Raw genomic sequence first — 19,863 nt, forward strand, 5'->3', positions numbered from 1 at the left:
AAAAAGAAATCAGTCTCCGGCCGGCCGCCCCCGAAGCTTCTTGATCTCACCGCGCCCGGACTTCTCCTTGAGGCGCCGCTCGACGGAGCCACGGGTCGGTTTCGTCTTCTTGCGCGGCGGCGGTGGCGGCTCCGCGGCTTTGAGAATCAGTTCCTTCAGCCGCTCGCGCGCATCCTCGCGGTTGCGCTCCTGGCTGCGAAAACGGCTGGCCTCGATCATCAGCACGCCCTCTTTCGAGGCGCGGCGACCGGCGATCTTCAGCGCGTTGGCCTTGATGCGATCGGAGAGAGCCGGCGAGGCCAACACGTTGAAGAAAAGCTGCACGGCCGTCGACACCTTGTTGACGTTCTGTCCGCCCGGCCCGCCGGCCAGCACGAATTGCTCCGTCAGCTCCCAGCCGGCAATCACGATGTTGTCGTTTATGTAGAGCGGGTCGCTGGCCATGGTTCACCTCGCCCCGATCTATGGCACAGAGCGAACCTCTTGAAAATATTCACCGCGAAAACGAAAAACCCGGCCGTGGGCGGCCGGGTTTCACGTGAATCATAGCCGACGATATTTATTCGGCGGCGATTTTCGTGCCGGGAGCTGCGTCGCGAACGCTGCCATCCACATGGCTCTCGAACTTGGCGAAGTTCGCGATGAACATGTCGACGAGACGGCGTGCCTGCGCATCGTAGGCTGCACCGTCGGCCCAGGTCGAGCGCGGATCGAGAATGCCGTCTTCGACACCGGGGACCGAGACGGGAACGGCGAAGCCGAAGTTGGCGTCGGTGCGGAATTCGGCAGCGTTCAGCGAGCCGTCGAGGGCGGCGGCGAGCAGAGCGCGCGTCACCTTGATCGGCATGCGGCTGCCGGTGCCGTAGGCGCCGCCGGTCCAACCGGTATTGACCAGCCAGCAGGTGACGCCGTTCTTGGCGATCAGGTCCTTCAGGAGGTTACCGTATTCCGACGGATGACGCGGCATGAACGGCGCGCCGAAGCAGGTCGAGAACGTGGCTTCCGGCTCGGTGACACCTTTTTCCGTGCCGGCGACCTTGGCGGTGTAGCCGGAGAGGAAGTGATACATCGCCTGTTCCGGCGTCAGCTTGGCGATCGGCGGCATCACGCCGAAGGCGTCGGCCGTCAGCATGATGATGGTGCGCGGCTGCGGCGCGGTGCCGGTGGCGCTGGCGTTCGGGATATAGTCGAGCGGATAGGCGATGCGGGTGTTTTCCGTCAGCGAGCCATCGTCGAAGTCCGGAACGCGGCGCTCATCGAGCACGACGTTTTCCATCACCGTGCCGAAACGGCGGGTCGTCGCGTAGATTTCCGGCTCGGCAGCTTCCGACAGACGGATCGCCTTGGCGTAGCAGCCGCCTTCGAAGTTGAACACGCCCTGTTCGCCCCAGCCGTGCTCGTCGTCGCCAATCAGCGTGCGGGTCGGGTCGGCCGAAAGCGTCGTCTTGCCGGTGCCGGAGAGGCCGAAAAAGATTGCCGTGTCACCGGCCGAGCCGACATTGGCCGAGCAGTGCATCGGCATGACGCCCTTCTTGGGCAGCAGGTAGTTGAGAACGGTGAAGACCGACTTTTTCATTTCACCGGCATAGGAGGTGCCGCCGATGAGGATCAGGCCGTTGGTGAAGTCGCAGGCAATGACGGTCTCCGTGCGGCAACCGTGGCGCTCCGGATCAGCCTTGAAGCTCGGCAGATCGATGATCGTCAGCTTCGGCAGGAAGGAGGCGAGCGCCTCGCGGGCCGGACGGATCAAGAGATTGCGGATGAACAGCGAGTGCCAGGCATATTCGGTGACGACGCGGGTCGGAAGGGCGTTGGCGGCATCGGCGCCGCCGACGAGGTCCTGCACATAGAGCGACATGCCCTTGGCGTGATCGAGCATGTCCTGGCGCAGCAGGGCAAAATGCTCGGGAGACATCGGCTTGTTGTTGTCCCACCAGATCTGATCGTCGGTGTTCGCATCGCGAACGACGAACTTGTCCTTCGGCGAGCGGCCGGTGTGCTGCCCGGTACGGGCGACGAGGGCGCCGTGTGCCGTCAGCTCAGCCTCGCCGCGGCGAAGAGCTTCCTCATAAAGCTCTGCGGCTTCGAGGTTGTACCGAACCTTTTCCAGGTCGATAAAGCCGAGTTTTTCCAAGCCGTTCGCGAGATTACGAGTGCCGAGTTGCTCCATGGTCAACCTTCCTTCGTGTTTGGCCATTGGCGTTGAATTTCGCCGGACCATACTTGCATGCTCGCTCAAAAACAAGGCGGCGTCAAAAAAAGAATAATGATTTCAGTATATTAATCGATTTAAAGAAAATTATCGTTTTTTTAATCGGTTGAATTCGACCTGCCAAACACCGATCTGCCAGGGCCTATCCTATCGTCACAACAGGTGCTTTTTGCGCTTCGCCACAATTTGTTCCACCTTTATACTCACTAACGCACCCGTGACTCGCGAATGCCGGATTTTTCGGGGACGAGACCGGCACCTCAAAAGACGGAGTTGAACACGATGCAGACCATCGCGCTTGTCGATGATGACCGGAATATTCTGACGTCCGTATCCATCGCCCTCGAGGCAGAGGGCTACAAGGTCGAGACCTATACCGACGGTGCTTCCGCGCTGGAGGGCCTGCTCGCCCGGCCGCCACAACTTGCGATCTTCGACATCAAGATGCCGCGCATGGACGGCATGGAGCTGCTGCGCCGCCTGAGACAGAAGTCCGACCTGCCGGTGATCTTCCTGACCTCGAAGGACGAAGAGATCGACGAACTCTTCGGTCTGAAGATGGGTGCCGACGACTTCATTACCAAGCCGTTCTCGCAGCGCCTGCTGGTTGAACGCGTCAAGGCGATCCTGCGTCGCGCCGCTAACCGCGAGGCCGCGGCCGGCAACTCGACGACCACCGTCAAGGCATCCGACACGCCGTCGCGCTCGCTCGAGCGCGGTCAGCTGGTGATGGACCAGGAGCGCCACACCTGCACATGGAAGAGCGAGCCGGTCACGCTGACGGTGACGGAGTTCCTCATCCTGCATTCGCTCGCCCAGCGCCCGGGCGTGGTGAAGAGCCGCGATGCACTGATGGACGCGGCCTATGACGAGCAGGTCTATGTCGACGACCGCACCATCGACAGCCACATCAAGCGGCTGCGCAAGAAGTTCAAGATGGTCGACAACGACTTTGATATGATCGAGACGCTTTACGGTGTCGGTTACCGTTTTCGGGAGACCGCCTGAGCCACGGGGCTTGCCATCGCTCCCAGAGTGGCGCATTCAAGGCGGCGCTGTGGGAGCATGGCCGACGGCCTCCTTTGAAGCTCGCAGCGATCTCCGCCGTCTTTGGACCGGACCATGGAAGACAGCGACGACGCGACTGGCTCCGGCTGGCAGCGACGTCGTCATCGAACGAACGTGAAGGACAGTCCGCGCGGGAGCGGGACATTTGGTAGAAGTCTTGCAAGGCGACATCGAAGACAGTGACGGGCGTGCGCAGGCACAGAACGGCCAACGCCGCTGGGCACATCCCTTCACGCTGATTCGTCGGCTGTTCGGCAACGCCGTCTTCTCGAGCCTCACCCGCCGCATCGTCTTCTTCAACCTCGTGGCACTCGTCGTCCTCGTCGGCGGCATCATGTATCTCAACCAGTTCCGCGAGGGACTGATCGACGCACGTGTCGAAAGCCTGCTGACCCAGGGTGAAATCATCGCCGGGGCGATCTCGGCCTCGGCCTCGGTCGACACCAACTCGATCACCATCGATCCCGAAAAGCTGCTGGAACTGCAGGCGGGCCAGAGCATTACGCCGCTTCCGAGCGACGAGGATCTCGACTTCCCGATCATCCAGGAACGCGTAGCGCCGGTTCTGCGCCGCCTGATCTCGCCGACGCGCACCCGCGCGCGCCTGTTCGATGCCGATGCCGATCTGCTGCTCGATTCCCGACATCTCTACAGCGGCGGCCAGGTGCTGCGCTTCGACCTGCCGCCGATCGAACCGGAATCGACTGGCATCGGCGAAAAACTCAACAGCTGGCTGAACAAGCTGCTGCAGCCGGGCAATCTGCCGCTCTACAAGGAGCCGCCGGGTGGCAACGGCTCGATCTATCCTGAGGTCACCAACGCGCTGACCGGCGTGCGCGGCTATGTCGAGCGCGTGACCGAGAAGGGCGAACTCATCGTGTCGGTGGCCGTTCCCGTCCAGCGTTTCCGCGCCGTGCTCGGCGTGCTGCTCTTGTCGACGCAGGCCGGCGACATCGACAAGATCGTCCAGGCGGAGCGCCTGGCCATCATCCGCGTCTTCGGCGTCGCTGCCCTCGTCAACATCATCCTGTCGCTGCTTCTGTCCTCGACGATCGCAAACCCGCTCCGGCGCCTGGCGGCGGCGGCCGTGCGCGTGCGCCGCGGCGGCGCCAAGGAGCGCGAGGAAATCCCCGATTTCTCCTCGCGCCAGGACGAGATCGGCAACCTTTCCGTCGCGCTCCGCGAGATGACGACCGCGCTCTACGATCGGATCGCGGCGATCGAGAATTTCGCGGCCGACGTCAGCCACGAGCTGAAGAACCCCCTCACCTCGCTGCGCAGCGCCGTCGAAACCCTGCCGCTGGCGCGCACCGACGAATCGAAAAAGCGCTTGATGGACGTCATCCAGCATGACGTCCGCCGCCTCGATCGCCTGATCAGCGACATTTCGGACGCCTCGCGGCTCGACGCCGAACTCGCCCGCAGCGATGCCAAGATCATCGACCTCGAAAAACTTCTGGGCGACCTCGTGGACATTTCCCGTCAGGTCCGCAGCAAGAAAAAGACGGTGCTGCTCGACTTCGTGATCGACCGCAAGGACAGCCCGAAGGCCCGCTTCGCCGTCAGCGGCTATGAGCTGCGCATCGGCCAGATCATCACCAACCTGATCGAGAACGCCCGGTCCTTCGTTCCCGAAGACGGCGGGCGGATCGTCGTGCGCCTCACACGGTCGCGATCGCGCTGCCTCGTCTATGTCGAGGACAACGGCCCCGGCATCCAGGCGGAAGACATCGATCGCATCTTCGAGCGCTTCTACACCGACCGGCCCGAAGGCGAGGATTTCGGCCAGAACTCCGGCCTCGGCCTGTCGATCTCCAGGCAGATCGCCGAAGCGCATGGCGGTACGCTGAAGGCGGAAAACATCGTCGCGCAGGATGGCCACGTCAGTGGCGCGCGCTTCATCCTGTCGCTTCCCGCCGAGCCGCACGCGTGACGGCCGCCCGCGCCAATGTCCACGGCACTGCCATCGTGCTCGGGACGCGCGGCTTCCTGATCACCGGCCCTTCCGGCATCGGCAAATCCAGGCTGGCGCTTGCGTGCATCACGGCCGCCCAACAGGCCGGCCACTTTGCGGCTCTCGTTGCCGACGATCGGGTGGATCTGAGGCTGGAACACGACAGGATTGTCGCACGCTGTCCGCCTTCCATTCACGGCCTGATCGAAATCCGTGGCGCCGGTATCGGCAAGATCGAAACCGTGCCTGCCGCGGTGATGGACTGGGCCCTGCTGCCGGTCAGTGCGCCTTTCGACCCGCGCCTGGCTCCGGAAGACGAGATGCTGCCCTTGCCATTCGGGCGAGCGCTGCCGATTGTTCGCGTTCCCGTTGAAGAGGGGGCGCAGACTCTCGATATTCTGCGCATGCTGATCGCCGAAAAATTGGGTTTCTAGCTCGATTTACGGTCAGCGCGGCTGGTTTTTCGGCATTTTTGGCTTGCACTTCCCCTTTTCCTTGCCAAGATGGCCGCCCCAACAGGTGGACGAAATTGCTGCATTGCGATATCTGGCCATCAGTGAATTGCGTGTGCAGTTGGAGCGAAGATACCCATGATCGGACTTGTGCTTGTCACCCATGGCAAGCTGGCTGAGGAATTTCGACTTGCGCTCGAGCATGTCGTCGGTCCGCAAAAAGCTATAGAGACCGTCTGCATCGGCCCCGAGGACGACATGGACCAGCGTCGACAGGATATCCTCGATGCGGTTACCACTGTCGACGAAGGCAACGGCGTCATCATCCTGACCGACATGTTCGGCGGAACCCCCTCCAACCTCGCCATCTCGGTGATGCGCAGCGGTACGGTCGAAGTGATTGCCGGCGTCAACCTGCCGATGCTGATCAAGCTCGCCGGCGTACGCGGCGAGAGCGACATGGACAAGGCACTGGTCGAAGCGTCGGAAGCCGGACGGAAATACATCAACGTCGCCAGCCGCGTCCTGAGTGGTAAGTAATGGATCATCGCCCCGACATGTCGCTGACGCGCGAACTGCTGATCATCAACAAGCGGGGCCTGCATGCGCGGGCATCGGCGAAGTTCGTGCAGACGGTCGAGGCCTATGACGCCGAGATTACCGTGTCGAAGGACGGCATGACGGTCGGCGGAACGTCGATCATGGGATTGATGATGCTGGCTGCCAGCACCGGCTGCAGCGTGTGCGTGACCGCAAGCGGCGCGCAGGCCGAAGAGGCGTTGAACGCGCTCGACGCGCTGGTTGCCGACAAGTTCGGCGAAGAGATCTGACTGACAATATAAAGATATAAAGACTTCTTTATATCGATATTGCCCTCTCCCCTGATTCCTGATAGATCGGTCGCACTCTCACCGCGTCGCGCAGGCGCGGGAGGCATAATCGCGCCGCAGTTCGGTTGAAGCCATGCGGCTTGAAGAGACCAGCCCGGAGAATTCCATGACCACCACTCAGGACTATATCGTCGCCGACATCGGTCTCGCCGATTTCGGGCGCAAGGAAATTGCGATCGCCGAAACGGAAATGCCGGGCCTGATGGCCTGCCGCGAAGAGTTCGGCGCTGCAAAGCCGCTGAAGGGCGCGCGCATCACCGGCTCGCTGCACATGACCATCCAGACCGCCGTCCTGATCGAGACGCTGGTTGCCCTCGGCGCCGACGTGCGCTGGGCGTCCTGCAACATCTTCTCGACCCAGGATCACGCAGCCGCGGCGATCGCCGCAAGCGGCGTTCCGGTCTTCGCCGTCAAGGGTGAAACGCTCGAAGAATACTGGACCTACACGGACAAGATCTTCCAGTGGGCCGACGGCGGCGTCTCGAACATGATCCTCGACGACGGTGGCGACGCCACCATGTACATCCTGCTCGGCGCCCGCGCCGAAGCCGGCGAGAACGTGCTCTCGAACCCCGGTTCCGAGGAAGAGGAAATCCTCTTCGCGCAGATCAAGAAGCGCCTTGAGGCTTCGCCGGGCTGGTTCACCAAGCAGCGTGACGCCATCAAGGGCGTGACCGAAGAAACCACCACCGGCGTCAACCGCCTGTACCAGCTCCAGGCCAAGGGCCTGCTGCCGTTCCCGGCAATCAACGTCAACGACTCGGTCACCAAGTCGAAGTTCGACAACAAGTACGGCTGCAAGGAATCGCTGGTCGACGGCATCCGCCGCGGCACCGACGTGATGATGGCCGGCAAGGTCGCCGTCGTCTGCGGTTACGGCGACGTCGGCAAGGGCTCCGCAGCATCGCTCGCCGGCGCCGGCGCCCGTGTCAAGGTCACCGAAGTCGACCCGATCTGCGCGCTGCAGGCCGCCATGGACGGCTATGAAGTCGTTCAGCTCGAAGACGTCGTCTCGACCGCCGACATCTTCATCACGACGACCGGCAACAAGGACGTCATCCGCATGGACCACATGCGCGAGATGAAAGACATGGCGATCGTCGGCAACATCGGCCACTTCGACAACGAGATCCAGGTCTCGGCGCTGCGTAACCTGAAGTGGACGAACATCAAGCCGCAGGTCGACATGATCGAGTTCCCGAAGGGCAACCGCATGATCCTGCTGTCGGAAGGCCGCCTCCTGAACCTCGGCAACGCCACCGGCCACCCGTCCTTCGTCATGTCGGCCTCGTTCTCCAACCAGGTCCTGGCGCAGATCGAGCTCTTCACCAAGGGTGAGAAGTACAAGAACGAAGTCTACGTCCTGCCGAAGCAGCTCGACGAGAAGGTCGCTCGCCTGCACCTGAAGAAGCTCGGCGCCAAGCTCACCGAGCTTTCCGAAGAGCAGGCCAGCTACATCGGCGTGAAGAAGCAGGGCCCGTTCAAGGCCGAGCACTACCGGTACTAATCCTTACCCGGGCAATCCACAACATCTTGTGGCCGCGTTCTTGACAAGAGAGCGCGGCCGCTTTTTTGGGCCTCTCCCTTCCCGACGATTCGACTAGGAAGTATGCTCTAACCCATTGATTCGTGATGCCGGTGCGGACCTTGGGCATCGCGGATGGGATGTCTTGTCGATAAGCGGCAAACAGACGGAGACAGACCGGGGATGCAATCGGAACTGACGCAGGCCCTTGACCAGGGCCTCGGTGGAACTGTGCAAGGCGCAACAAGGCCGGCAGCACCCTTCGGGCAGACGGGGATGGCAGCGCCATGAACAGAGACCAAACAGCTATTCCGGGCAGCCGCCGCAAGGGCCCGAAGTTCCTGCGCCACCTTTTGGCCGGCACCGCTCTTTTTGCAGCAACGGATGCCCTCGCCCAGGTCGCGCCGCAGAAGGCCAACATCTTCGGCTCCTCGGAAGTTGTCACTTTCTCCGTGCTTATCGGCGTCATTTCCGCAGCGATGATCTCGGCCATCTGGCTGATCCGCCAACGCGGCAATATCGAAGCGGAAAACCGCGAATTGCGCTCCGATCTGTCGGACGCGAACCAGCGCCTTTCACGCTATCAGGCGCTCGTGGCCGACAAGAACCGCCGGATCGTCGTCTGGGACGGACTGCTCGAGCGGGCCGAACTGCTCGGCCAGCTGCCGCCCGAAACCGGCGCGCCGGCAGACGACCGCGAGTTCCTGGCCTTCGGCCGCTGGATCAAGGCGCAATCTGCCGGAGAACTGGAAAAGGCGATCGATGCGCTGCGTACCGAGGCGCGCAGCTTCGACCTGGTGCTCGAAACGCAACGCAACGAAGTCCTGGAGGCCCAGGGACGGGTTTCGGGCGGGCGAGCTTTCGTACGCTTCATCGCGCTCAACAACATGCGCGCGGAACTCGCCGAGCTGAAACTGGAGCACGACCGGCTCAATTCAGCGCTCGTCTCTTTCCGCACCCTTCTCGACGCCATCGATCTGCCGGTCTGGCAGCGCGGCACGGATGGCGCGCTCACCTGGGTCAACGAAGCCTATGCCGACGCGGTGGAGGCTCCCGACGTCGCGACTGCGGTCGCCGAGGGGCGCGAGCTGCTCGCGACCGTCGCGCGCGAAAAGATCCGCGCCGTCTCCACGTTCGACACGCCGTTCCGCGACAAGGTTTCGACCGTCGTCAAGGGCAACCGCACCTTCTTCGACGTCGTCGATGCCCGCAGCCCGGCCGGCTCGGCCGGCGTCGCCATCGATGTCTCCGGCATCGAGGCCGTACGCGAGGAACTCAACCGCACGCTCAAGAGCCATGCCGAAACGCTCGATCATCTTGCGACCCCCGTCGCGATCTTCGACGGCAATCAGCGCCTGCAGTTCTACAATCAGGCTTTCCAGCGTCTGTGGAACCTCGACATCGGCTTCCTGGAGCGCAAGCCGGACAACGGCGAGGTGCTCGACCGGCTGCGGGCCGGCGGTCAGCTGCCGGAGCAGCTCAACTGGAAACAATGGAAGGCGAACGCGCTTTCCGTCTATCAGGCGCTCGACACGCAGAGCGACCTCTGGCACCTGCCGAACGGCCAGACGCTGCGTGTCTTCGCCACCGCCCGCCCGCAGGGCGGCGCGACCTGGGTGTTCGAGAACCTGACCGAGAAGGTCGATCTCGAAACGCGCTACAACACGCTGGTACAGGTCCAGGGCGAGACCATCGACCACCTCGCCGAAGGCGTGGCGGTGTTCGGCCCCGACGGTCGCATTCGCCTTTCGAACCCGGCCTTCCGTGCGATCTGGGGCATCAGCGAGGCGGAAGCCAAACCCGGCACCCATATCCGGGCGATCGAGCAGGCCTGCCTCATCTCCTACGACCAGCCGGACGGGTGGAAGCGTTTCACTCACATCATCACCAGCTTCGACGATGAACGGCCCTCGAGCCGCGGCATTCTCGAGCTTCGGACCGGGTTGATCCTCGACTACGCCGTCATCCCGCTGCCGAACGCGCAGACGATGCTGACCTTCGTCAACATCACCGACAGCGTCCGGGTCGAGCGGGCGCTCACCGAAAAGAACGAGGCGCTGCGCAAGGCGGATGCGCTGAAGAACGATTTCGTGCACCACGTTTCCTACGAGCTGCGCTCGCCGCTCACCAACATCATCGGCTTCGCCGATCTATTGAAGACGCCGGCCTTCGGCGACCTCAACGAGCGGCAGGCGGAATATGTCGACCACATCGCCACGTCCTCGTCGCTGCTGCTGACGATCGTCAACGACATCCTGGATCTGGCGACCGTCGATGCCGGCATCGTCCAGCTCGACATGTCCGATATCAGTCTCACCGACTTCCTCGATGACATCGCCCATCAGATGGCCGACCGGCTGCTCGAAAGCGGCGTGACGCTCAGGATCACCGCCCCTGACAATCTCGGCCGCATGGTTGCAGACCAGCAGCGGCTGAAGCAGATTTTCGTGAAGCTGCTCACCAATGCCGCAAACTTCGCACCGGATGGCAGCGCCATCGAGCTGAAGTGCCGCCGCGAGGGCAGCGACTTCATCTTCTCGGTCTCGGACAGCGGCCCCGGAATCCCGCAGGACGTGCTCGACACCGTGTTCAATCGCTTCGAAAGCTACGGCCAGCGTGGCGGCGCAGGTCTCGGGCTTTCGATCGTCGAGAGTTTCGTCAGCCTGCACCACGGCACCGTCTCGATCCGCAGCAAGGAAGGTGAAGGCACGGAAGTGACCTGCCGCATTCCCTCGGCCGAAGTGCCGACGATCGTCGCGGCCGAATGATGTCGACGATCGAGCGCTTCCTGACGGGCGAGGCGGCAACGATCGAGCTCGGCGAAGATCTGGCGCTGGCCCTGAAGCCCGGCGACTGCGTCGCGCTCTCGGGCGATCTCGGGGCGGGCAAGTCGACCTTGGCGCGCGCGCTCCTTCGGGCGCTTGCCGATGACGACGGCCTGGAGGTCCCGAGCCCGACGTTCACCCTGGTCCAGACCTATGACCTTCGCATTCCGGTCGCGCATTTCGATCTCTACCGGCTGGCTGATTCCAGCGAACTGGACGAGCTCGGCTTCGACGAGGCGCTATCGCAAGGCATCTGTCTCGTCGAATGGCCGGAGCGGGCGGACGACGCCCTCCCCGCCAGCCGCATCACGCTGACGATCGCCCATGAAGGCGATGGGCGCCGCGTCAAAATCTCCGGTCCGGACGAAAAGCCGCAGCGCATCGCCCGTACGCTCGCAATCCGTGACTTTCTCGATCACAACGGTCACCCGAACGCACGGCGCCGGCACCTGAGCGGTGACGCCTCGATCCGGGCCTATGAGCGCATTTACCCGGCGGATGGCTCCGTTAGCCGGATTCTGATGGACTCGCCGCGGCACAAGCCCGGCCCCATTCTGCAGGACGGCAAATACTACCAGCAGCTCGCGCATATCGCCGAAGACGTCGTTCCCTTCGTCGCCATCGACCAGCTGCTCATTGCACGCGGCTTTGCGGCGCCGGCGATCTACGCCCGCGATCTCGACCAGGGCATTCTGCTGATCGAGGACCTGGGGTCGGAAGGCGTGCTCGATGCGGCGGGGGAGCCGATCGCCGAGCGCTATATCGAAAGCGCGCGACTGCTCGCCCGCCTCCATGCCAAACAGACCGACAGGGAGATCGTGGTCGATCCGACGGTCAGCCACCGCATTCCCGATTTCGACCGGACGGCGATGAAGATCGAGACCCGGCTCCTGATCGACTGGTACCTGCCCTGGAAACGCGGCGAACCGGCAAGCGACGACGAGAAGCGCGAATATTCCGACATATGGGACGGCTTGATCGATCTCCTGCAGACCTCCGAGACCAACCTGCTCTTGCGCGACTTCCACTCGCCGAACATCATCTGGCGCGGCGACCGCCAGGGCCTTGACCGAATCGGCCTCATCGATTTCCAGGACGCGATGATCGGTCCGACCGCCTATGACGTGGCATCGCTGGTGCAGGACGCGCGCGTGACCATCGCGCCTCCGCTTGCCAGCCGGATGATGGAAACCTATCTCGCGGAACGGCGCGCAAGCGGCAGCTTCGACGAGGCGACTTTCCTGCGTGACTGGCACCTGATGTCGGCACAGCGCAATTGCAAGCTCGTCGGCATCTGGGTGCGGCTGATGCAGCGAGACGGCAAGCCCGGCTATATGAAACACATGCCGCGCACTTTCGCCTACCTTCAGGCGGCGCTCACACATGAATCGCTGAAACCCTTGTATGACTGGTGTATGAAGACCGGAATCCTCGTTTCCGAATCAGCGAACTGACAGAGAAGCAATGTCGATCAGCAATGCGATGGTGCTCGCCGCGGGCCTCGGCACCCGGCTCCGCCCGATCACCGACACCATGCCGAAGCCCCTCGTGGAAATCGCGGGCAAGCCGATGATCGACTACGTGCTGGACCTGCTGGTGGAGGCCGGCATTACCAGGGCCGCGGTCAACGTTCACCATTTCGCCGACCAGATGGAAGGGCATCTCAGCCGGCGGAGCGCGCCCGAGATCCTGATTTCCGACGAGCGCGACGCGCTGATGAATTCCGGCGGCGGCCTCGTCAAGGGGCTGAAACTGCTGCCGGATGGCCCGGTTCTGGTGATGAATGCCGATCTCTTCTGGGTCGGAGAGGACACCAACAGACCGAGCAATCTTTCGCGGCTTGCTGCGGCCTTCGATCCGGACCGCATGGACATGCTGCTGCTCTGCGTACGCGACGAGGACACGACCGGGCATAACGGCAAGAAGGACTTTTCGCTCGGCGCCGACGGGAAGCTGACGCGTTACAAGGAAGGTCTGCCGAACCCGGTGGTCTATGCCGGTGCGATCGCGCTTCACTCCCGGCTTTTCGCCGATGCGCCGGATGACGCTTTCAACCTCAACATCTACTTCGACCGTGCGGCCGCGAAGGGACGCCTCCACGGCATCCTGCTCGAGGGTCACTGGATGACGGTGGGCACGCCGGAAGCGATCGGCGAAGCGGAAGCGGCGATCCGCCGCCATCAGCCGGGAGGATGAGCGTGAGCGGCCGCCGGTCCAACGTCTTCACGATCCCACCCGGCCTCCCGTTCCTGAAGACACTCGCCGAAAGGCTTTGCGACGGTAGCCTGACCCCGGACTTCCGCTACGATCCGGCTGATCCCCTGCCGCTGGCGGGCGTGACGATCTTCGTGCCGACACGGCGCTCGGCCCGTGTGCTCAGGTCCGAATTCGTCGATCTGCTCGGCGGCCGCTCCACCATCCTGCCCACCATCAAGGCGCTCGGCGAGACCGACGACGACAGCGGCTTCTTCGATGCCGAGGTCCCGGCGATCCTCGATCTGGCCCCGCCCCTGCCCGGCACGGCGCGCCTGATCGAGCTTGGGCGGCTGATCCTTGCCTGGCGCAACCGGCTGCCGAAGGTGGTGCTCGACATTCATGCGGAGAGCCCGTTGATCGCGCCGGCAAGCCCGGCGGATGCGATCTGGCTCGCGCGCAATCTCGCCGAACTCATCGATGCGATGGAGACGGAAGAACTGGATTGGGACGAGCTCGACCGGCTCGATGCCGGCGAGCATGCGTTGTGGTGGCAGCTGACGCTCGAATTCCTGAAGATTGCCCGCAGCTACTGGCCGGAGCGACTGGAGGAGCTCAAGCAATCCTCCCCTGCCCGCCACCGCAACGCCATCCTTCAGGCCGAAACGCAGCGCATCGCCGCCGGCAAGATCGAGGGCCCGATCATCATCGCCGGTTCGACCGGCTCGATTCCGGCGACCGCCGCGCTGATTGCCGCCGTGCAGAAGCTTCCAAACGGCACGATCGTGCTGCCCGGTCTCGACCAGACGATGAGCGATGCCGAATGGGACATGATCGTCGCCGACGCAGCCCTTGACGGCAGGCCGGACCCGGCAAGCCGGAGCCATCCGCAATACGGCTTCTACCGGCTGCTGAAGCGCATGGGGGTCATCCGGTCGGACGTGACCACCCTGGCCGACGCCGAGACGGACCTCGACGTCCGCGCCGAGATCCTCTCGCATGCCCTTCTGCCGGCGAAGGCGACCAATGCCTGGACCGAAAGGCGCAGCGAACTCGATGGCGAATCGCTGCACGCCGCCTTCAGGGATGCAGCCCTCATCGAAACCGCCAACGAACGCGAGGAGGCGGCCGTCATTGCCGTTGCGTTGCGGCTGGCGCTCGAAGACAGCGAGGATAGCCAGGCGGCACTGATCACGCCGGACCGAAATCTCGCACGACGGGTCGGCGCCGAGCTTGCCCGCTTCGGTATCGAGGCCGACGATTCCGCCGGCACGCCGCTGTCCTCGACGCCTCAGGGCAGCTTCATGCGCCTGCTTCTGGAGGCTAGTCTGCGCCCCGGCGATCTCGTGCCCTTGGTGGCACTGCTCAAGCACCCGCTGGCGCGCTTCGGGCTATCGTATGAGACGATGCGTCAGGGCGCCGACGCGCTCGAACGCATGGCGCTGCGCGGCAGCACCGCAACCGTCGATATCCTCGCCCTGGAACCCTTGCTCGATGCGGCCATTGCCGGGCACGGGGCCGATCGCCACCCGCCGGAGTGGCGCGTCGGCATCGGCGCCGAGGAGCTTCAGGCAGCCCGCGATCTGGCGATGAAGATCGGCCACGCAGTGGCACCGCTCGCTTCGGCGCTGAGCCGCAGCAAGGACGGCAGCCGTGTTTTCTCGGAGGAATTCACCTTCGCCGACTGGGCGACGCGTACCGGCCAGGCGCTGGAAGCGGCCTCGGCCGACGAGCGCGGCGATCTCGGTGGGCTCTGGTCCGGCGAGGCGGCGGATACGCTGGCGACCCTGCTTCGCGGCATCATCGAAACCGATGGCCAGATGACGGCGGATGGACCGCAATGGTGCGATGTCATGGAAGCGCTCGCCGCCGGCGCAGCGGTCAAGCCGCGTTCCATGCGCCATCCGCGGGTCTTCATCTTCGGCGCGCTGGAATCACGCCTGCAGAGCATGGATCTGGTGGTGCTCGGCGCCATGAACGAGGGCAATTGGCCGGGCCAGACTGCCAACGATCCGTTCCTGTCGCGCACGATGAAGACGGGCATCGGTCTCGAACCGCCGGAGCGACGCATCGGCCAGCTGGCGCATGATTTCCAGATGGCCTGCGGCCCACGGCGACTGATCTTCACCCGCTCGATGCGCCAGGGCGCGGCACCCACCGTCGCCTCGCGCTGGCTACAGCGCCTGCTGGCGCTTGGCGGCAACCGGCTAGTTGAGGCCTTGCAGGCCAATGGTGCGGACTATCTGACCTGGGCCCGAATGCTCGACGATGGGGGGCGGCAGCCGCTTGCCGAACGCCCGGCACCCAAGCCGCCGGCGGACCTGCAGCCGCGCAAGTATTCCTTCAGCGAGGTCTCGCGCCTGAGGCGCGACCCCTATGCGGTCTACGCCCGGCGCATCCTACGCCTGCATCCGCTGCTGCCGTTCAACAGCGACCCCGGCCCGGCCGAGCGTGGCACGCTTTATCACCAGATCGTCGAGCGTTTCGTGCGCTCCGGCGTCGATCTGATGTCGCCCGCGGCCGAAGAGGAAATGCATCGGCTGCTGAACGAGGTCTTCGATGAGGCGCGGCTGCCGACGCATATCGACACGATCTGGCGGCCACGCTTCGCCGCCGTCGGCGCGGCTTTCATCAAGTGGGAGCGGGAACGCGCACGCTTCATCCGCCGCTCGCGCACCGAGGTTCCGGCATCGATGGAACTGGGCATCGCCGACATGCGGTTGACCGGCATCGCCGACCGGCTCGATACGATGACCGACGGCAGCGTCGAGATCATCGACTACAAGACCGGTTCCAGCCCATCGGCGACGGAAGCCCGCGTGCTGCTTGATCCCCAGCTCGCCCTGGAGGCGGCGGCGCTCAAGGCCGGCGCCTTCAAGGACGTGCCACCGAGCCATCCGCAGTCGCTGCTCTATGTCCGGCTCAAGCCCGGCTCACGCTTCAAGTCGGATGCGGTCAACAACGAAGGCAGCAGGTCGAAGGAGACCAGATCCGCGGACCAGCTTGCCGACGAGTCCCTGGCCGAGCTCAGAAAACTGCTCAGCGCCCTTCTTTCGGGAAAACACGGTTTTGCTTCCCGGCTGATTGTTCAGAAAGAGCGCGACTACGGTGGCGAATACGACCATTTGGCACGTGTGGCCGAATGGTCGACGGCCGATAGCGAGGAGGAGAACGGCGATGAGGGATGACAGCCCCGGCCCCGAGCAGGCGACGCCGCAAGCCTGGCTCGACTGGACCTCGCGCCGGCAGTCGCTTGCCTCCGACCCCGCGCGTTCCGCCTGGGTTTCGGCCAATGCCGGATCCGGCAAGACGCACGTGCTGACCCAGCGGGTGATCCGGCTGCTGCTCGCCGGCTGCCGGCCGTCGGCCATCCTCTGCCTGACCTATACCAAGGCGGCCGCATCCGAAATGTCGAACCGCGTCTTCGAGCGTCTGGCGGAATGGGTCACGCTCGACGACGCGACGCTCGAAAAGCGGATCGAGGCGATCGAGGGCGAGCGGCCTGGTCTCCTGAAGCTGCAGGAAGCGCGCCGCCTCTTCGCCCGCGCGTTGGAGACGCCGGGCGGCCTGAAGATCCAGACGATTCACGCTTTCTGCGAAGCACTGCTGCATCAGTTTCCACTGGAAGCCAACGTCGCCGGACATTTCTCGGTCCTCGACGACCGCGCTGCCGCCGTACTGCTTGCCGATGCGCGCCGTATGCTACTGACGGCGACGGCAGCCAAGGACGATCCGGAACTGGCGCGCGCCTTTGCCACCGTGCTGAACCTCGCCGACGACACCGGGCTGGAAAGGCTACTCGCGGCGATCGTCGAGAACCGGACCTCGATCCAGATCTTTCTCGAACATGCCGGCGCGTATGGCGGCACCGAGGCCGAGCTGCGCAGGGTCCTGAAGCTGGCGCCGGATGAAAGCGTCGACAGCGCCATGGCCGCGATCTGGCCGTTGGCGGGACTGAACGGCGCGGCCCTGGAACGCTACTTCTCACTTGCCACGAGTGTCGGCGGAACAAAGGTGCTCGACTTTGCCGAGGGGCTCCGAACCGTTTCCAAGCTCACGGACGTGAGCGCCCGCTATGACGGCCTCCGCCACTTGTTCTTCACCAATACCGGCAAGGCGCGGGCGCAATCCACCTTCCTCAACAAGGCGATGCAGCAGGCGGCCCCCGATCTCATAGACCTGGTGGACGAAGCCTACCGCCATGTCGTCGCCTGCATCGATCACATCAGCATTCTCAAGATGTTCGAGGCGACGCTTGCGGCGCTGACGCTCGCCGAAAGGCTCAACGTCGACTACGAGGAGCTCAAGCGACGACGCAGCCAGCTCGATTTCGAGGACCTGATCAATCGCACGGCGGCGCTCTTTGCCCGCGGCGACGTCAGCGCCTGGGTGCATTACAAGCTCGACCAGGGTATCGACCACATCCTCGTCGACGAGGCGCAGGATACCAGCCCGGCGCAATGGACCATTATCCAGGCGCTGGCCGCCGACTTCTTTTCCGGCGAAAGCGCCCGCGGCGCCAACCGCACGATGTTTGCCGTCGGCGACGAGAAACAGTCGATCTATTCCTTCCAGGGTGCGCGGCCAGAGCGGTTTTCGCTCGAGAGCCAGGAAACCGAACGGCGGGTGCGCGACGGCGGCAAGGCCTTCGAGCCCATCCGCCTGCAACTCTCCTTCCGCTCGACCGTCGACGTGCTTTCCGCCGTCGATACCGTCTTCGCCAATCCGGCGCATGCACGGGGCCTCAGCGCCCGCAGCGAACCGGTCGTTCATGCTTCGAACCGCATCGGCCATCCCGGTGCGGTCGATATCTGGGACGTGGTTGCCGCCGAACCGATGGATACGGACGAGGAATGGACCGCGGCCTTCGATGCGACGCCTGAGAGTGCGCCGGTCAACATCCTCGCACGTCGGATCGCCGGCGTGTTGGAGAGCTGGATCGGCAAGGAGACCATCGTCGAGAAGGGTGTTCGCCGGCCGATGCGTCCGGGCGACGTGATCGTGCTGGTCCGCAAACGCGACGCCTTCGTCAATGCGCTGACCCGGGCGCTCAAGCGCCGCAACAACATTCCGGTCGCCGGCGCCGACCGGCTGGTGCTCACCAAACATATTGCGGTCCAGGATCTGCTTGCTCTCGGGCGGTTCGTCCTCTTGCCGCAGGACGATCTCTCGCTCGCCGCGCTGCTGAAAAGCCCCTTGTTCAATCTCGGGGAAGACGCGCTGTTCGAACTCGCGGCGCGCCGCAAAGTAGGCGAAAGCCTGTGGCAACGTCTGCAGGCGGAGGCGGCCGATGGTATCCTGTTCCACCAGGCAGCAAGGGTACTGAAAGGCTATGTGGCGCTCGCAACCCAGCTTGCACCGCACGATTTCTATGCCCGCATTCTTGGCGTGCATGGCGGCCGGGCGGCCTTCCTGGCGCGGCTCGGCACCGAGGTCAGCGACATTCTCGACGAGTTCCTCACCTTCGCGCTCGACCAGGAAAGAAGCGGCCTCCCCGGACTGCAGGCCTTCGTTTCGACACTGGAAATGGAAGCGCCGACGGTCAAGCGCGAACAGGACAAGGAACGCGACGAAGTCCGGATCATGACCGTGCATGCCGCCAAGGGTCTCGAAGCGCCCGTCGTCTTCCTCGTCGACGGCGGCGGCGCACCCTTCAGCAACCAGCATGTCCCTTCGCTCCGCTTCCTCGAGCTTCCTCGAGCAGATGGCGCGATCCTGTCACTGCCGGTGTGGCGCGCACCGGGCTCGGAGTCGAACTCGCTGATCACCGCCGACAGCGATCGTCTGAAAACGCTCGCCGAGGAAGAATATCGGCGCCTGCTCTATGTCGGCATGACCCGCGCCGCCGACCGTCTGGTCGTCTGCGGCTACCGCGGACAGCGGGCCGTAGCCGAAACATGGCATGCTATGGTTCAGGCGAGCCTGGCCGGGGACGAAAGCGGCCGCGGCCATCCGACAACCTTCCATGCCGGCGGCGAGGAATGGTCCGGCCATGCCTGGCGTGAACGACAGCTTGAGCGCGACCTTCCCTCCAAGGAAGCGCTCTCACCGGATGCCAGCCGTCCGGCGTCCGGCCTGCCGAAGGCGCTTTCGACACCGTTGCCACCGCAGAAGCGGCTGCCACGCCCGCTCAGCCCTTCCGGCATCGGGATCGCCATCGACGAGGACGACGGCGATGGGCTCGTCGGGTCCGCCCTGTTTTCGGAAAAGGCACCGGCAAATCTCTCGATGTTGCGCGGCGCCATCCTGCACCGCCTGCTGCAGGTCCTGCCCTCCATTCCGGGCGATGATCGCCGCGCCGCAGCCGAGCGCTATCTTCTGCGTTCCGTGCCCCGCTGGTCGCCCGAGCAGCGCGCCGCGCTGATTGCCGGCGTCGAGAATGTGCTCGACCACCCCGATCTCAGGGCGCTCTTCTCGGCCGGCAGCCGCGCCGAAGTCTCGGTCATGGGCACGCTCACGCTCGGCACGCGCGATCACGCGGTTTCCGGCCGCATCGACCGGCTCGCCGTCGGCGACGGGATCGTGACCATTGCGGATTTCAAGACGAACCGACAGGTGCCGGCTTCGCAGGAGGATATTCCCTTCGCCTACAGGGCACAGCTGGCGATCTATCGCGAACTCTTGCGGCCGCTCTATCCCGGGCACAGGTTCCGATGCGTGCTGATCTTCACCGAAGGGCCGGCAATCCACGTCGTTGCGGATCAGGTGCTCGACAGGAGCCTTGAAGACCTCGCGACAAAGTGA

Annotated in this window: 13 protein-coding genes; 11 read left to right on the forward strand and 2 right to left on the reverse strand. The window is 64.1% G+C overall.

Annotated features, from left to right (window positions below; translation table 11 throughout):
- Positions 1 to 9: 9 nt before the first annotated feature.
- Together arfB and AC0C6X_RS07385 are read right to left on the reverse strand one after the other, a co-directional pair.
- Positions 10 to 444, reverse strand: a complete 435-nt coding sequence (gene arfB / locus AC0C6X_RS07380; protein ID WP_173517987.1) for an alternative ribosome rescue aminoacyl-tRNA hydrolase ArfB — start codon at positions 442 to 444, stop codon at positions 10 to 12.
- 115 nt (positions 445 to 559) lie between these two features.
- A complete protein-coding gene (locus AC0C6X_RS07385; protein ID WP_472952356.1) occupies positions 560 to 2,170 on the reverse strand; it encodes a phosphoenolpyruvate carboxykinase in 1,611 nt (536 codons plus the stop codon).
- Positions 2,171 to 2,494: 324 nt separating this feature from the next.
- On the opposite strand from AC0C6X_RS07385, the gene chvI reads away from it, so the two are divergent.
- From chvI to addA, 11 genes are all read left to right on the forward strand, one after another.
- On the forward strand, positions 2,495 to 3,220 hold the full coding sequence (gene chvI / locus AC0C6X_RS07390; protein WP_173517985.1) for a two-component system response regulator ChvI: 726 nt from the start codon (positions 2,495 to 2,497) through the stop codon (positions 3,218 to 3,220).
- A 205-nt stretch (positions 3,221 to 3,425) separates the two neighbouring features.
- A complete protein-coding gene (locus AC0C6X_RS07395) occupies positions 3,426 to 5,213 on the forward strand; it encodes a sensor histidine kinase (protein WP_349508029.1) in 1,788 nt (595 codons plus the stop codon).
- A complete protein-coding gene (locus AC0C6X_RS07400; protein WP_247959313.1) occupies positions 5,210 to 5,668 on the forward strand; it encodes an HPr kinase/phosphorylase in 459 nt (152 codons plus the stop codon). The genes AC0C6X_RS07395 and AC0C6X_RS07400 overlap by 4 nt, the downstream gene beginning before the upstream one ends.
- A gap of 156 nt (positions 5,669 to 5,824) precedes the next feature.
- Positions 5,825 to 6,226 carry a PTS sugar transporter subunit IIA gene (locus AC0C6X_RS07405; protein WP_173517982.1) on the forward strand — a complete coding sequence of 134 codons (402 nt, stop codon included), beginning with the start codon at positions 5,825 to 5,827 and terminating at the stop codon, positions 6,224 to 6,226.
- Positions 6,226 to 6,516 carry an HPr family phosphocarrier protein gene (locus AC0C6X_RS07410; protein ID WP_043624332.1) on the forward strand — a complete coding sequence of 97 codons (291 nt, stop codon included), beginning with the start codon at positions 6,226 to 6,228 and terminating at the stop codon, positions 6,514 to 6,516. The genes AC0C6X_RS07405 and AC0C6X_RS07410 overlap by 1 nt, the downstream gene beginning before the upstream one ends.
- 166 nt (positions 6,517 to 6,682) lie before the next feature.
- On the forward strand, positions 6,683 to 8,083 hold the full coding sequence (gene ahcY, locus AC0C6X_RS07415) for an adenosylhomocysteinase (RefSeq protein ID WP_173517981.1): 1,401 nt from the start codon (positions 6,683 to 6,685) through the stop codon (positions 8,081 to 8,083).
- Between the two features lie 305 nt (positions 8,084 to 8,388).
- Entirely contained in the window at positions 8,389 to 10,869 is a 2,481-nt protein-coding gene (locus tag AC0C6X_RS07420; RefSeq protein ID WP_472952358.1) for a sensor histidine kinase, read from the forward strand.
- Positions 10,869 to 12,380, forward strand: coding sequence for a tRNA (adenosine(37)-N6)-threonylcarbamoyltransferase complex ATPase subunit type 1 TsaE (gene tsaE / locus AC0C6X_RS07425; protein WP_472952686.1), 1,512 nt, complete (start codon positions 10,869 to 10,871; stop codon positions 12,378 to 12,380). Before AC0C6X_RS07420 ends, tsaE begins: the two co-directional genes overlap by 1 nt.
- A 10-nt stretch (positions 12,381 to 12,390) precedes the next feature.
- A complete protein-coding gene (locus tag AC0C6X_RS07430) occupies positions 12,391 to 13,122 on the forward strand; it encodes a nucleotidyltransferase family protein (protein WP_472952359.1) in 732 nt (243 codons plus the stop codon).
- Entirely contained in the window at positions 13,119 to 16,307 is a 3,189-nt protein-coding gene (gene addB, locus AC0C6X_RS07435) for a double-strand break repair protein AddB (RefSeq protein WP_472952360.1), read from the forward strand. The genes AC0C6X_RS07430 and addB overlap by 4 nt, the downstream gene beginning before the upstream one ends.
- Positions 16,297 to 19,863, forward strand: a complete 3,567-nt coding sequence (gene addA / locus AC0C6X_RS07440) for a double-strand break repair helicase AddA (protein WP_472952361.1) — start codon at positions 16,297 to 16,299, stop codon at positions 19,861 to 19,863. Before addB ends, addA begins: the two co-directional genes overlap by 11 nt.

The organism is Ensifer sp. VA4, from assembly GCF_055710065.1.